This is a genomic window from Shewanella sp. 0m-6, from assembly GCF_052977325.1.
In genome coordinates this window covers 1-13,162 of the sequence record NZ_JBRIMD010000038.1, presented here as the reverse complement: position 1 = coordinate 13,162, position 13,162 = coordinate 1, and the positions used below count along the sequence as shown (strand labels likewise).

14 protein-coding genes are annotated in these 13,162 nt (G+C 43.0%); 9 read left to right on the top strand and 5 right to left on the bottom strand.

Going from position 1 to position 13,162, the window contains the following annotated elements:
• Nucleotides 1–179 precede the first annotated feature (179 nt).
• The 8 genes from tgt (at nucleotide 180) to ACVBJC_RS18865 (ending at nucleotide 7,120) form a co-directional block, all read left to right on the top strand.
• Complete coding sequence (gene tgt, locus ACVBJC_RS18900) at nucleotides 180–1,313, top strand: tRNA guanosine(34) transglycosylase Tgt (protein WP_012154721.1); 1,134 nt, start codon at nucleotides 180–182, stop codon at nucleotides 1,311–1,313.
• 30 nt (nucleotides 1,314–1,343) lie between these two features.
• On the top strand, nucleotides 1,344–1,676 hold the full coding sequence (yajC, locus tag ACVBJC_RS18895) for a preprotein translocase subunit YajC (RefSeq protein ID WP_012154722.1): 333 nt from the start codon (nucleotides 1,344–1,346) through the stop codon (nucleotides 1,674–1,676).
• 17 nt (nucleotides 1,677–1,693) lie between these two features.
• Nucleotides 1,694–3,544, top strand: a complete 1,851-nt coding sequence (gene secD, locus ACVBJC_RS18890; RefSeq protein ID WP_447162473.1) for a protein translocase subunit SecD — start codon at nucleotides 1,694–1,696, stop codon at nucleotides 3,542–3,544.
• Between the two features lie 13 nt (nucleotides 3,545–3,557).
• On the top strand, nucleotides 3,558–4,505 hold the full coding sequence (gene secF, locus ACVBJC_RS18885; protein ID WP_447162472.1) for a protein translocase subunit SecF: 948 nt from the start codon (nucleotides 3,558–3,560) through the stop codon (nucleotides 4,503–4,505).
• 270 nt (nucleotides 4,506–4,775) lie between these two features.
• Nucleotides 4,776–5,093: a putative signal transducing protein gene (locus ACVBJC_RS18880; protein WP_447162471.1), complete on the top strand. Its 318-nt coding sequence runs from the start codon at nucleotides 4,776–4,778 to the stop codon at nucleotides 5,091–5,093.
• A complete protein-coding gene (locus tag ACVBJC_RS18875) occupies nucleotides 5,093–5,452 on the top strand; it encodes a rhodanese-like domain-containing protein (RefSeq protein ID WP_447162470.1) in 360 nt (119 codons plus the stop codon). The genes ACVBJC_RS18880 and ACVBJC_RS18875 overlap by 1 nt, the downstream gene beginning before the upstream one ends.
• Before the next feature lie 51 nt (nucleotides 5,453–5,503).
• A complete protein-coding gene (locus ACVBJC_RS18870; protein WP_447162469.1) occupies nucleotides 5,504–6,415 on the top strand; it encodes a precorrin-2 dehydrogenase/sirohydrochlorin ferrochelatase family protein in 912 nt (303 codons plus the stop codon).
• A gap of 159 nt (nucleotides 6,416–6,574) precedes the next feature.
• Nucleotides 6,575–7,120, top strand: coding sequence for a YaeQ family protein (locus ACVBJC_RS18865; protein ID WP_447162468.1), 546 nt, complete (start codon nucleotides 6,575–6,577; stop codon nucleotides 7,118–7,120).
• A 104-nt stretch (nucleotides 7,121–7,224) separates the two neighbouring features.
• On the opposite strand, the gene ACVBJC_RS18860 is transcribed toward ACVBJC_RS18865, so the two are convergent.
• From ACVBJC_RS18860 to ACVBJC_RS18850, 3 genes are all read right to left on the bottom strand, one after another.
• Entirely contained in the window at nucleotides 7,225–8,664 is a 1,440-nt protein-coding gene (locus ACVBJC_RS18860; RefSeq protein WP_447162467.1) for a carbon starvation CstA family protein, read from the bottom strand.
• Nucleotides 8,665–8,831: 167 nt separating this feature from the next.
• Nucleotides 8,832–9,542: a two-component system response regulator BtsR gene (gene btsR / locus ACVBJC_RS18855; RefSeq protein WP_447162466.1), complete on the bottom strand. Its 711-nt coding sequence runs from the start codon at nucleotides 9,540–9,542 to the stop codon at nucleotides 8,832–8,834.
• 3 nt (nucleotides 9,543–9,545) lie between these two features.
• The gene (locus ACVBJC_RS18850) at nucleotides 9,546–11,219 is read right to left on the bottom strand and encodes a LytS/YhcK type 5TM receptor domain-containing protein (protein ID WP_447162465.1); all 1,674 of its coding nucleotides are present in this window, start codon (nucleotides 11,217–11,219) and stop codon (nucleotides 9,546–9,548) included.
• A gap of 240 nt (nucleotides 11,220–11,459) precedes the next feature.
• On the opposite strand from ACVBJC_RS18850, the gene ACVBJC_RS18845 reads away from it, so the two are divergent.
• Nucleotides 11,460–11,702 (top strand): YecH family metal-binding protein, encoded by a 243-nt coding sequence (locus tag ACVBJC_RS18845; protein WP_447162464.1) that lies wholly within the window; start codon nucleotides 11,460–11,462, stop codon nucleotides 11,700–11,702.
• Nucleotides 11,703–11,838: 136 nt separating this feature from the next.
• Here ACVBJC_RS18845 and ACVBJC_RS18840 read toward each other — a convergent pair whose 3' ends face one another.
• Together ACVBJC_RS18840 and ACVBJC_RS18835 are read right to left on the bottom strand one after the other, a co-directional pair.
• Nucleotides 11,839–12,135, bottom strand: coding sequence for a PilZ domain-containing protein (locus ACVBJC_RS18840; RefSeq protein WP_447162463.1), 297 nt, complete (start codon nucleotides 12,133–12,135; stop codon nucleotides 11,839–11,841).
• Between the two features lie 254 nt (nucleotides 12,136–12,389).
• On the bottom strand, nucleotides 12,390–12,797 hold the full coding sequence (locus ACVBJC_RS18835; protein ID WP_447162462.1) for a phosphate-starvation-inducible protein PsiE: 408 nt from the start codon (nucleotides 12,795–12,797) through the stop codon (nucleotides 12,390–12,392).
• Nucleotides 12,798–13,162 lie beyond the last annotated feature (365 nt).

Genomic DNA, 13,162 nt, shown 5'->3' with positions numbered 1-13,162 from the left:
AAATTGCTTTAAAATACCCAGTTCATATTAATGAAGTGGGTATTTTTTTATCTGCAGATTTAATGCATATTTTGGCATTTTAGGGTTGATACTGAATTGTTTGCCCTTATGTTTGTCATAGTCTTAGACTCAATACTTGAGTTAACTCAGGTCAGACTGTTTATCTGGCGAGGTGAAAAATGAAATTTGAATTAGATACAACTCAAGGCCGCGCGCGTCGTGGTCGCTTGATTTTTGAACGCGGTACGGTTGAAACGCCTGCATTCATGCCTGTTGGTACTTATGGCACTGTGAAGGGCATGACTCCTGAAGAAGTGCGTGAGACTGGCGCAGACATTCTACTAGGTAATACATTCCATCTTTGGCTACGTCCAGGTGAAGAGATCATGCGTAAGCATGGCGATCTTCACGACTTCATGAACTGGCAACGTCCTATTCTGACTGACTCTGGCGGATTCCAAGTATTTAGCTTGGGTGATATCCGTAAGATCACAGAAGAAGGCGTGCATTTCCGTTCACCAATTAATGGTGAAAAGATTTTCTTAGATCCAGAAAAGTCGATGCAAATTCAAGACTCATTAGGCAGTGATGTGGTAATGATTTTTGACGAATGTACCCCGTACCCAGCAACAGAGGACGAAGCGCGTAAATCGATGCAGATGTCACTTCGTTGGGCGCAGCGTTCACGCGATGAGTTTGACAGACTTGAAAACCCGAACTCTTTGTTCGGTATTATTCAAGGCGGTGTGTATGAAGACCTGCGTGACGAAAGCTTAAACGGCTTAGTCGATATTGGTTTTGATGGATACGCTGTTGGTGGCTTAGCAGTTGGCGAGCCTAAGGAAGACATGCACCGTATTCTTGAGCATGTTTGTCCAAAAATTCCAGCTGATAAGCCTCGCTACTTGATGGGGGTCGGTAAACCAGAAGATTTAGTTGAAGGCGTACGCCGCGGTGTAGACATGTTCGATTGTGTTATGCCAACGCGAAATGCTCGAAATGGTCATCTGTTTACCAGTGAAGGGGTTATTAAGATCCGTAATGCACGTCATCGTGATGACACTTCACCACTCGATGATAAGTGTGATTGTTATACCTGTAAGAATTATTCTCGGGCATACCTTTACCACTTAGATCGTTGTAATGAAATTTTGGGTGCTCGATTAAACACCATTCATAACCTTCGCTATTACCAAAGATTGATGGAAGGTTTGCGTGGCGCTATCGAGACAGGTACATTAGACGCCTTTGTTACGGAATTCTATACCAGCCAAGGTCGAGAAGTACCTGAAGTTCCTGAATTATCCGATTAATTTTTACTCAGACAATAAGAAGAGAATACTATGTTTATTTCAAACGCATATGCAGCTGATGCACCTGTTGGCGGCGCTGGTGGCACAATGGAATTGATTTTCATGTTGGTCATTTTCGGCCTGATTTTTTACTTCATGATTTTCCGTCCACAGTCAAAGCGTGTTAAAGAGCACAAGAACCTAATGAGCTCGTTGAGCAAAGGTGATGAAGTGCTAACCAGCGGTGGTATTTTAGGTAAGATCGCTAAGATCAGTGATGAAAACGATTACGTTTTGTTGACTATCAACGAAACCAGCGAAATCACGATTAAGAAGGATTATATTGCGGCCGTATTGCCAAAAGGCTCTATTAAGTCACTTTAAGCCAAGAGGGCAATGGCGTGTTGAATAAATACCCGATGTGGAAAAACCTGATGGTGATAGTCATTATCGCCATCGGTGCATTCTATGCGATCCCAAACCTTTACGGTGAAGACCATGCTGTTCAAGTGGTTGCAACCCGAGGGGCTGAGGTCTCAGCGTCGACTATGTCGACAGTAAATGATGTATTAAAGAGCAAAGGAATCGCTGTTAAGCGTTCTGAGCTTGAAAATGGTCAGTTGTTAGTACGCGTCAATAATGGTGAAGAGCAATTAATTGCTAAAGAAGCGATTAGCGATGCACTAGGCGACAAGTTCACCGTAGCCTTAAACCTAGCTCCAGCTACACCTGAGTGGTTAGAAGCTATGGGCGGTTCGCCTATGAAACTAGGTCTGGATCTGCGCGGTGGTGTTCACTTTTTAATGGAAGTGGATATGGGTGAAGCGATTCGTAAGATGACCGAAGCCAAAGTTGCAGACTTCAGAACTGATTTACGAGCTGAGAAAATTCGCTACGCGGGTATTCGTGATGGCGCCAAAGGCATCGAGATTAAGTTCCGCGATGCAGAGACATTAGCTAAAGCTGAGCGCTTTCTAAAGTCTCGCAGCAATGACATGGTCTTCCAAGACAAGACTGTCAATGATGACTATGTCCTTGTTGCAAATCCAAGTGAAGCTTATTTAAAGCAAGTTAAAGAAGAAGCACTGCAGCAAAACATCACTACACTGCGTAACCGTGTCAATGAGTTGGGTGTAGCTGAACCTGTTGTGCAGCGTCAAGGTGCTGAACGAATTATTGTTGAGTTACCCGGTGTTCAAGATACTGCGCGTGCAAAAGAGATTTTGAGCGCGACAGCATCGATTGAATTCCACATGGTTGATGAAAAAGCTGACGTTCAAGCTGCTATGAGCGGCCGAGTACCTGCAGGTTCTGAGCTTTATCAGCGCCGCAGCGGCGGTCCAGTGGTATTGAAGAAAGCGGTTATGTTGACCGGTGATCATATTCAAGGTGCACAACCAAGCTTTGACGAGTACAGCCGCCCACAAGTTGCTATTAATTTAGATGCTAAAGGCGGTTCAATTTTCTCAAACGTGACCAAAGATAACATCGGTAAGCCGATGGCAACGCTATTTATCGAGTATAAAGATACCGGTGAAAAGAATGCCGATGGTAGCGTTAAGATGAAGAAGATTGAGGAAGTCATTTCGGTCGCTACTATTCAAGCACGTCTTGGTCGTAACTTCGTTATCACAGGTCTAGAGCATGCAGAAGCACAGAACTTAGCGCTATTGCTACGTGCTGGCGCACTTATTGCCCCTGTTTATATCGTTGAAGAACGTACAATTGGTCCAAGCTTGGGTAAGGAAAATATCGAAAATGGTATGCAAGCCATGATCTGGGGTATGGCAGTAGTGCTTATCTTCATGTTGGTTTACTACCGTGGCTTTGGCTTAATTGCTAACTTAGCATTGACGGCTAACTTAGTGATGGTCGTTGGTGTTATGTCAATGATCCCTGGTGCAGTGCTAACACTGCCTGGTATTGCCGGTATGGTATTAACCGTTGGTATGGCGGTTGACGGTAACGTACTTATTTACGAGCGTATTCGTGAAGAACTACGTAACGGCCGTAGCGTCCAGCAAGCGATTCATGAAGGATACGGCAACGCATTCTCTACCATTGCTGATGCTAACATTACTACCTTTATGACAGCACTTATCTTATTTGCTGTGGGTACAGGTGCAGTGAAAGGCTTCGCGGTGACCCTAATGATCGGTATCGCCACTTCTATGTTTACTTCTATCGTGGGTACTCGTTCAATTGTGAACGCGATCTGGGGTGGTAAACGCGTGAAGAAACTGTCTATTTAAGGGGAAGTTGATAATGTTACAGATTTTAAATGTTAAAGGCACAGTCAACTTTTTACGCCATGCACTTCCTATCAGTATTTTCTCTGCTGTATTAGTGCTAGGTTCGCTTGCGACCTTAGCGACAAAAGGTATTAACTGGGGTCTTGATTTCACCGGTGGTACCGTTGTTGAGCTTGAGTTTTCTAAGCCAGCTGATTTAAATGCGATTCGTACTAATCTTTCTAGTGAAGCCGTGGGCGGCGCAGTGGTGCAGAACTTTGGTTCTAGCCGAGACATACTTATTCGCCTCCCTGTAAAAGACGACTTTAAGAGCGAAGATCAAGTTAATGACGTAATGGATGCAGTGACTCAACTGGATCCCTCTGTTATTCAAAAGCGCGTTGAGTTTGTAGGTCCTCAAGTGGGTAAAGAGCTTGCAGAACAGGGCGGCCTAGCGGTTTTAGTTGCCTTGATATGTATTCTTATTTACGTTTCTTTCCGATTCGAGTGGCGTTTAGCACTTGGCTCGGTAGCGGCACTTGCGCACGATGTTATTGTCACTTTAGGTGTGTTCTCTATACTTCAGTTGGAATTTGACTTAACAGTATTAGCGGGCTTGCTAACGGTTGTGGGTTACTCTCTGAACGATACGATTGTGGTATTTGACCGTATTCGTGAGAACTTCCTCAAGCTGCGTAAAAGTACGCCAGAAGAAGTGGTTAATATCTCAATCACTCAAACAATGAGTCGTACCATTATTACAACGGGTACAACATTAGTTGTGGTTGTAGCGCTGTTTCTTAAAGGCGGTACTATGATCCATGGCTTCGCAACTGCATTGCTGATGGGTATTTTCGTCGGTACATTCTCGTCAATCTACGTGGCGAGCTTCTTAGCGATCAAGCTAGGCATTAATCGTGAACACATGATGCCTGTTGAAATCGAAAAAGAAGGTGCTGATCAAGACGCATTGATGCCTTAATCTTTACGTCTGTGAAGAAGCCACCAGTTAGGTGGCTTTTTTTATGTCATATTTATAATACCAATAGCATATTTAGTACGATTTTCATAAGACATTGGTAGCGTGAAAAACCACGCAATAACGTTTAGTTAAGTATTTTCTGCTGTTCGAAAAAGCAGCGCTCGACAGGCCTGATGATTTAGCGTTAGCATGTAAACCTATTTTATAAATAGCACTTATAGCGTCTTAACCTTAAATTTGCCAAATAGAGCAATAGTTGTAGGAAATAACATGGAAGAGCAAACACGTTTAGTTGCAGCAGGGAACCTGCTTGAGGCTCATACTTGGAAAGGTATGCTCGAATCGAGTGGTATACAAGTTGAGTTAAAAGGAGAAGCGCTATTGGGTGGTGTTGGCGAATTACCAACGGGCATTCAAAATGTTGAGCTGTGGGTTGCACAGAGTCAGTATGAAAATGCTAAGGCTCAAATGGCCTCACTCAATGCACAATGTCCAACATGGAAATGTGTCAATTGTCATGAAATTAATGAATCAAGTTTCGAACTCTGCTGGAATTGCAGCGCCGAACGCAGTGAGAAATACAGTTAATGAAACATAATCCGGCATTCTTAGCCTTAGTGCAAAGTATTTTACCCCACATTACCGAAGTGAGCGTTGAGCAATACCAATCGATGGCTGGCTGGGTGTTACTTGATGTTCGAGAAGACTCAGAGTGGCAACAAGGGCGGTTACCTAATTCGCAGCATCTAGGGCGTGGGATTATCGAGAGAGATATTGAAACGCGTTTTCCCGATAAGCAAACGCCACTGGTATTATATTGTGGTGGTGGCTACCGCTCGGCGTTAGCCGCGAACAACCTTCAAGTTATGGGTTATTCGAAAGTGGTATCGTTAGCGGGTGGTTATAAAGCTTGGCTTGAGCGACAATTGCCGATAGAACACGACTAATTAAGTTGTAAAAAAAATCAGTTGTAAACTATCTAAAGGTGCTGCTCATAAATGCAATATTTTCCGCTATTTGTCGATACTCAATCGCTTAAAGTTTTGATAGTTGGTGCTGGCGACGTTGCTAGCCGTAAGCTTGATTTACTGACTCGAACTGAAGCAAGTATTAACGTCATTGCAACCGAGGCCTGTCAAGATACGTTAAATTATGCACAGAGTAAGCGCATTAGCCTTGCGCTTAGAGCCGTTAATGATGCAGACATTACAGACTGTGATTTAGTTTATCTTTGTACTGCCGATACTGAGCTCAACGAACGCCTTGCTGAAATCGCTAAGGCGCAAGGGATCTGGGCTAATGTTGTCGACAACCCTAAGTTTTGTCGTTTTATTACCCCCTCAATCGTCGACCGAGGGCGCTTACAAATCGCCATCAGTACGGCGGGCGCTGCGCCTGTGTATGCCAGAGAATTAAGGGCGCGGCTAGAGTCTTGGCTGCCGCTCTCTATTACGCCGCTATTTGACTTTATTGCTGAGCGCCGTCAAGAAGTGCAACACCGGTTGCCTGTTTTTAAGCAAAGGCGCATTTTTTGGGAACAGTTTTTTAATCGCAATGGGTCACGTTTTGATGCGAAAACCGAAAGTCACTACGAAACAAGTTTTTCCATGGAGTCGACAGTAGGGGAGTTATTACTCATTGATAGCAGTACGCCAGCTCATCTGCTACCTATTGGCGCCATGCCATATCTACAAAAAATCGAAGTGACATATTCTACACAGGCACTGCCGTTTGAACTTAATGAGTTATTAAGAAGAGACGCCAGTTTGAGTGATGTGTTTAACGATGAATCAATCGCGTTGCAATTGACAAAAGGTGAGTCATGTTTGGTTTATGGCGATATTGATGAAATTCGCCATTTGGCTAAACAATTTCCTGCCGCTAAGTATTTACAGCCTGGCAGTTTTTAACTTTGTTTACTAACAGTCTCAGCCGACTTTGCTCGCTGAGACTGTTCGCGTTCTTATGTTAGCCATTTAAATGGGAAATGAACATTAGTGGCATGATGATGTGTCGCTAGTACTAATTTAAGGTAAACTTGGCGCAAATCCTTTTGTGAAACACTTTCAATGGCCAAAAAAGCTACCGTATATAAAATCGCAATTCAAATCGCTGATATGGATCGTGGCTACTATCAAGATCATCAATTAACTGTTGCACAGCACCCGTCAGAAACCGATGAGCGTATGATGGTCAGATTGCTTGCTTTTGCCATGAATGCCAGTGACTCACTGACATTTAGTAAAGGGCTGTGCGTTGATGATGAGCCTGAGCTTTGGGATAAGTCTTTGTCTGATGAAATCAACCTATGGGTTGAGTTTGGGCAAAGTGATGAAAAATGGTTACGTAAAGCTTGCGGCCGCGCTAAAGAAGTTCAACTGATCACTTATGGTGGTCGTAGCGTGCCGATCTGGTGGAAACAAAATGAAGTGGCATTTGAGCGTTACGACAACTTAACCGTCTGGAATATTCCAGAAGAGTCAGTTAAAGCGATGGGGCAGTTGGTTGGGCGTAATATGTCTTTGCAGTTTAATATTTGTGAAGGTCAAATTTGGATCTCTGATAACGATAACAGCGTGCTAGTTGAGCCTGAATTACTAAAAGGCCATAAGTAAGCTTACTTATACTGTCTCAGTGTTATCGAGTGCCCCAAGCTATAGGTATAAAAAGCCAGTCACTTGACTGGCTTTTTATACCTATAGCTTAAATTCGATTCAGATTAGGCCTCTTCAGCTGTAATCTCAATTTCACCTTTGCCTTTGGTTTTTACAATAATCAAACCGGCAATGATCAAGGTTGATACAATACCTGCAACAGTCGAGATAGTCATAGGAAGACCTGCCCCTAGAGTTGGCGAGCTTAGTAAGAAGCTAATCACAACTGTGGTCATAAATATCGCTGGAGCAGTACAGATCCAGTGGAATTTATTATGACGAAGTAGATAAGCTGAAGCTGTCCATAACATCATAACGGCAGTGGCTTGGTTTGCTACACCGAAGTAGCGCCAAATAACACCAAAGTCGACTTGAGTCAGCAAAGCGCCAGCTGCAAACAATGGGATAGCAAACATTAAACGCTTTGGCAGTTCTGTTTGTGGCATCTTGAAAAACTCAGCCAAGATCAGACGTGCGCTACGGAAGGCTGTGTCACCAGAGGTAATCGGTAATACGATAACGCCTAATACTGCTAAGAATCCACCTACTGCGCCTAGAAGACCAGTTGACGCTTCATAAACCACGTTTGCAGGGTTACCCGCCATGCCAGCGTTTAGACCTTCAACACCCCCGAAGAATGATAATGCAATTGCACACCAGATCAGCGCGATAATACCTTCACCAATCATGGCGCCAAAAAACACGAAGCGGCCATTTGATTCGTTTTCAACACAGCGCGCCATTAGCGGTGACTGCGTTGCGTGGAAACCTGAAATAGCGCCACAAGCGATGGTAATAAACAGTGCAGGCCATAATGGCATATCGTTCGGGTTAAGGTTAGTTAGGAAGTCACCCACTTCAACGCCAGGTAATAAGCTGTGTTCGCTTGAAACGATTAATGCGATTGTCAGGCCGACAGACATAAACACTAATAGCGCACCAAAGAACGGGTATAAGCGACCAATAATCTTGTCTACTGGAACGATAGTTGCGATTAAATAATAGAAGAAGATGATGCCAACGAAAATACTCAAATCCCAGCCTGTCAGCTTAGCTAAAAGTCCCGCAGGCGCTGAGATAAATACCACACCAACTAAAAGTAGTAAGATAATCGCAAACACGTTCATAAAGTGCTTAGCACCTTTACCTAGGTATTTACCGGCAAGGCTTGGTACTGACTCACCATTATTGCGAACTGATAGCATACCTGAAAAGTAATCGTGTACGGCACCTGCAAAAATACAACCGAGTACAATCCAAAGCATTGCCGCGGGGCCATAAAGAGCACCTAAGATAGGGCCAAAGATTGGGCCTACACCTGCAATATTGAGTAACTGAATAAGGTAAACTTTACCTTTTGACATAGGCACATAATCAACACCGTCAGTCTTGGTAAACGCAGGGGTTTGACGCTTTGCATTGATGCCAAACACTTTTTCGACAAATGCACCATAAATAAAATAGCCACCGATCAACAGACCGACACACAGAAAAAACCAGGTCATAATATTAACTCGCTCAACGTAGAATGGCTCGGAGTGTAAACATATTTATGACTTCAGAAAGTGGCAAATGGCTAAGCGGTCAAATAGCTAAGGTTAGCGGTAATATGCTGACCTTAGCGGTTGAACTTTTTATCTCTATTGTACGGAAGTGCTATTTATCTCAAGGCCTATTGAAAACCAAATAGTTGTTTTAGCTGCTTTAAATAGCGCCTTGATACAGGAACTTTGGCGCCTGAGCGTGTAGTGACTTCAGCGCCAGCTTCTTGGATTTCGATTTCAGCAATGGCTGATGGGGCAATTAAATACTGTCTGTGGCAGTAGAGTAATGAGGTTTTTTCGGCTAACACTCTTAATGTCATATGGGTATGAACAAGCTCATTGGCTGTCGCAACATGGACTCCGCTCATATCGCTGTAAATATACTGCACAGAATCTGTTGCAACGACCTTTAATTTGTTACCGCAAAAACAAGGAATATGCTCAAGTTTCTCACTGGCAATTGGGCTCAGTTGTTTTGGTGTCAGATCTTTACGTAATCGTGCCAAGGTATTAATAAAGCGAGTATCATCAATCGGCTTTAACAAGTAATCAAAGGCCTGCTTTTCGAAGGCTGTGATGGCATATTCATCAAAAGCCGTTACAAATACGATTCTAGGAAGATCATCGGGGTCGAGCATCGCTGCGAGTTCAAGCCCAGATATTTTAGGCATTTGAATATCTAAGAAGACCAGCTGTGGCTTTAATTTGGTTATGGCTTGTATCGCCTCTACGGCGTTACTACATTGAGCTAATATTTCAAAGTCTGGTTCATTCTCAAGGAGTATCGCCAGCTCATCTCTGGCATAGGGTTCATCGTCGACTATGATGCAGCTAATCATGGTTTATGCTCCTATTATCGGTAAATGAATACTGATAGTTGTGAATTTATTGGGCTCAAACTGAGCGTTAATACCAAACTGTGCGCCAAACATATTTTGAATACGTTTATCGACAATATTCATGCCTAAACCTTCGCTATTGGTTTTTGGCTGATAAAGCCCTGCATTATCTGTGACTGACAGTAGGATGGTGTCATCAGCTAATCGCTCACCTGTTACAGTGATCACACCCGGCTCCAGCATGTTTGAAGTGCCATGTTTTACCGCATTCTCAATAATGGGCTGTAGGGTAAAAGCTGGGAGCTTGTGATGGAGCAAAGGCTCTGGAATATCGATGTTAACTGTCAGCTTATCGATAAAACGCGCTTTCTCAATGGTTAAGTACGAATCGATGTGCTCAAGTTCATCGGCGATACTAATTAGCCCAGTAGTCCGCTTTAGATTGATCCGTAAAAACTGAGATAGATTTTGGATCAATTGGCGCGCCGTAGCGGGATCGCGGCGAATGATGGCTGCGATGGTATTTAATGCATTGAATAAAAAGTGCGGATTAACTTGTGCTTGTAAGAGTTTTAGTTCCGACTGAACTAATAGGTTTTGCTGCGCAGCAAAGCGCCCATAAAGGATCTGGTTTGATAATAGTCGTCCTAAGCCTTCGCCTAGGGTTCGGTTGATATTTAAAAATAGCTTGTTCTTGGGCTCATAAAGTTTGATCGTGCCGATAACTTTAGCATCAGATCTTAGTGGGATCACCAAGCAGGAACCTAGTTGGCAGTTGCCGGAAATAGAACATGAATAGGGCATGTTGACGCCATCTGCAAACATAACTCTGTCTTGCTCAATGGCATCTTGAGTCATTTTTGAAGAGATGGGGGTGCCAGCGATATGATGGTCATCGCCTATGCCGATAAAAGCTAGCAATTTATCGGTATCGGTAATCGCCACTGCACCAACTTGTGTTTCCTGTTTTACTATCTGTGCGACTTGTTTACTGGTTTCTTCATTAAAGCCAGTCGATAGAATACCTACGCTTCGTTCTGCAATGCGCAGAGATTGAGTTGAAAAAACCGATGACATCTTGTCGTACATGGCTTTTTGATCGCGGATAATACTCATAAATAATGCCGCGCCAATTGAATTGATAAGTAACATTGGCAGTGCAATTTGTTCAACCAGTATCCACGCATCACCAAATGGCTTTGCTACCGATAAAATAACCAACATCTGCATTACTTCAGCGGCAAACGTAATGATGCACACCATTAATGGAGAGTAGATTAATTCTTGATGGCCTATCTTGCGTAAATAATAGCTAAAAAGTCCCGCGGATAAACCCTCTAGTGTAGTTGATATGGCACATGCTAAATCGGTAAAACCGCCCATACTGTAACGGTGTAAGCCGCCAGTGAGGCCAACGAGAAAGCCTGTTACTGGCCCACCGAGTAAGCCACCCAACACGGCACCCATCGCTCGGGTATTAGCAATAGCATCATTAGTTTGCTCACCAAAGTAGGTAGCCATGATGCAAAAGCCTGAGAAAATGAAGTAGATATAGACTTTGTGAGGTAAACGAGTCGCCGCTTCGGTGAAGACTTTAAATAAGGGCGTTTTACTCACAAGGTAGACAATAACCATATACAGGCTCATCTGTTGTGTAAGTAACAAAATTAGCGACATGAAAGACTCACTTTAAATAGTAATGTGATTTTAGCTACAGAGGCTGGGTTATTATTGATGTCCCTGCCGCGGGCTAGTTTACGCGGTTTATGCAAAATCAAATACTCAATATAATGTGCACTAAGCCTATTTTCCTACAAAAATTTAGTTGTAATGGCGTGAGTGCAAAGTAGGTCAAAGTTTTGTTATCTCAGATAGCGTATAAAGTGCTTAATATATACATCTTAATGTAGAGGCAATATGTCAGGATCTATTCATGGTCACCAAGTAATGGAGCTAATGCTTGCTCACGGTCAATCATTAACGAAAGAAGCGCTTAAAGCACTTATGCACAAAGAGTTTGGTGAGCAGGTTCATTATCATACATGCTCGGCTCAAGAGATGAATGCTGATGAATTAATTGCTTTTCTTGAGAAGAAGGGCAAGTTTATTCATTCTGAAAACGGTATAGAAACAGCTGCTGATAGGATTTGTAATCACTAGCTCTATGCTTTGAATAGACATTACATACTAAAAAGCCTGCTTATGCAGGCTTTTTAGTATGTAATACCGATTATTCGAGTGCGGTCACAATGGTTTACGCTTTGCTTTCACCACGCGCACTCTTCAACCCATAGAGCTAAAATAACTGCAAAGCAACGTGAAAATGGCCATTATCTAAAGGCTGACAACGGCATACTTGACCCTTAATGGTATTTTCATTGTCTTTATCGTTATTAAAAGTAATAGCGATTAATGTACCAGTAGGCATCGCTTGCTGGCATTGAAGTAGGGCACCGTTTCGAGATAAATCGATGCAAATTGCCTCGGACGGCTTAGTTACAACGGTAACGTCGCTCTGCAGTGTAATAACGACTTTTTCGTTTTCCATATCAACCCGTGCAGAGTTGCGTCTCTCTTCCCGATAGCTTTCCATTTCTGCTCATCCTTTACCGCGTAGTTATGCCTCATCTTAAAGGGGACAATGAGATAATTAAAGTGATTATTACTAAGATGCAGTGAGACAAAGGGGGATGCTATACAAGATAGACGGCGATTAAAAAGATAACCGCAGCGGTTGTTGGGTGTTTTTATACTGATAGGTACTATTAGCGTTGACTGCTGATTAAATGTTACGTTAACGAGTCATTTGATGAAAGAATACCCGAAGCGTGGCTTCGGGCATGTGTATTATAAGTCGTCTTCTTTACGACGTGGGTAGGGCAATTTGAGCTGGCCCCATCGAATAATGATAACCGTTGCGGCAAGTATTAATGTGGCGACGGCAATACCCACAATTCTCCAATCATCCATGGCCTTCATATCTAAGATTAGATAACGGGCTAGTGCAACAATGGCAATATACAATGGCATACGGATGGGCAATTTACCTGATTCAGCGTAATGCGACACCATTGCCAATACTTCGAGATAAATAAACAACAATAATAGGTCGGCAAGTGCTACGGCACCAACCTCAAAGATGTGTTTAATTTCTTGGCCAATTGCCACAACGGTGGCGATTGCGATAATGATTAATACGAGATGTTCAATGGCTTTGATGCTTGTAATGCCATATTTTCGATACATTTTATCCATGATGCTCCCTAATGCAGTCGTTTGATAAAGGGTATCAGCAAATCAAAGAAATGTGACATTATCAATGTGACGTCATTCACAATTGCGTTTGAAAAACTTATTGGTTCTTCCCACTCTGTCACAGGCTGCTGTCAACTTCATAACAACTGCTATATTAACGAAGCTATTTAGTAAACATAGCAGCAAAATGGGTACACATGTCGTTGTTGTTATAGTGTTTAGGAAATAGCCTGCGGACGCTTTAATTCGCGGCGAAAAATGGGCATAAAAAAACCGCCTTAAAAAAGACTAATGCCGTTCACTTAAGGTGAACGGCATTTTTATTTTTGGCATACCGTTGAGGCCTTGGTTTTACTGTTCTGGGG

Coding starts and splice junctions, on each gene's coding strand:
- tgt (WP_012154721.1), top strand. CDS start 180: ATGAAATTTGAATTAGATACAACTCAAGGCCGCGCGCGTCGTGGTCGC.
- yajC (WP_012154722.1), top strand. CDS start 1,344: ATGTTTATTTCAAACGCATATGCAGCTGATGCACCTGTTGGCGGCGCT.
- secF (WP_447162472.1), top strand. CDS start 3,558: ATGTTACAGATTTTAAATGTTAAAGGCACAGTCAACTTTTTACGCCAT.
- ACVBJC_RS18880 (WP_447162471.1), top strand. CDS start 4,776: ATGGAAGAGCAAACACGTTTAGTTGCAGCAGGGAACCTGCTTGAGGCT.
- ACVBJC_RS18875 (WP_447162470.1), top strand. CDS start 5,093: ATGAAACATAATCCGGCATTCTTAGCCTTAGTGCAAAGTATTTTACCC.
- ACVBJC_RS18870 (WP_447162469.1), top strand. CDS start 5,504: ATGCAATATTTTCCGCTATTTGTCGATACTCAATCGCTTAAAGTTTTG.
- ACVBJC_RS18865 (WP_447162468.1), top strand. CDS start 6,575: ATGGCCAAAAAAGCTACCGTATATAAAATCGCAATTCAAATCGCTGAT.
- ACVBJC_RS18860 (WP_447162467.1), bottom strand. CDS start 8,664: ATGACCTGGTTTTTTCTGTGTGTCGGTCTGTTGATCGGTGGCTATTTT.
- btsR (WP_447162466.1), bottom strand. CDS start 9,542: ATGATTAGCTGCATCATAGTCGACGATGAACCCTATGCCAGAGATGAG.
- ACVBJC_RS18850 (WP_447162465.1), bottom strand. CDS start 11,219: ATGTCGCTAATTTTGTTACTTACACAACAGATGAGCCTGTATATGGTT.
- ACVBJC_RS18845 (WP_447162464.1), top strand. CDS start 11,460: ATGTCAGGATCTATTCATGGTCACCAAGTAATGGAGCTAATGCTTGCT.
- ACVBJC_RS18840 (WP_447162463.1), bottom strand. CDS start 12,135: ATGGAAAGCTATCGGGAAGAGAGACGCAACTCTGCACGGGTTGATATG.
- ACVBJC_RS18835 (WP_447162462.1), bottom strand. CDS start 12,797: ATGGATAAAATGTATCGAAAATATGGCATTACAAGCATCAAAGCCATT.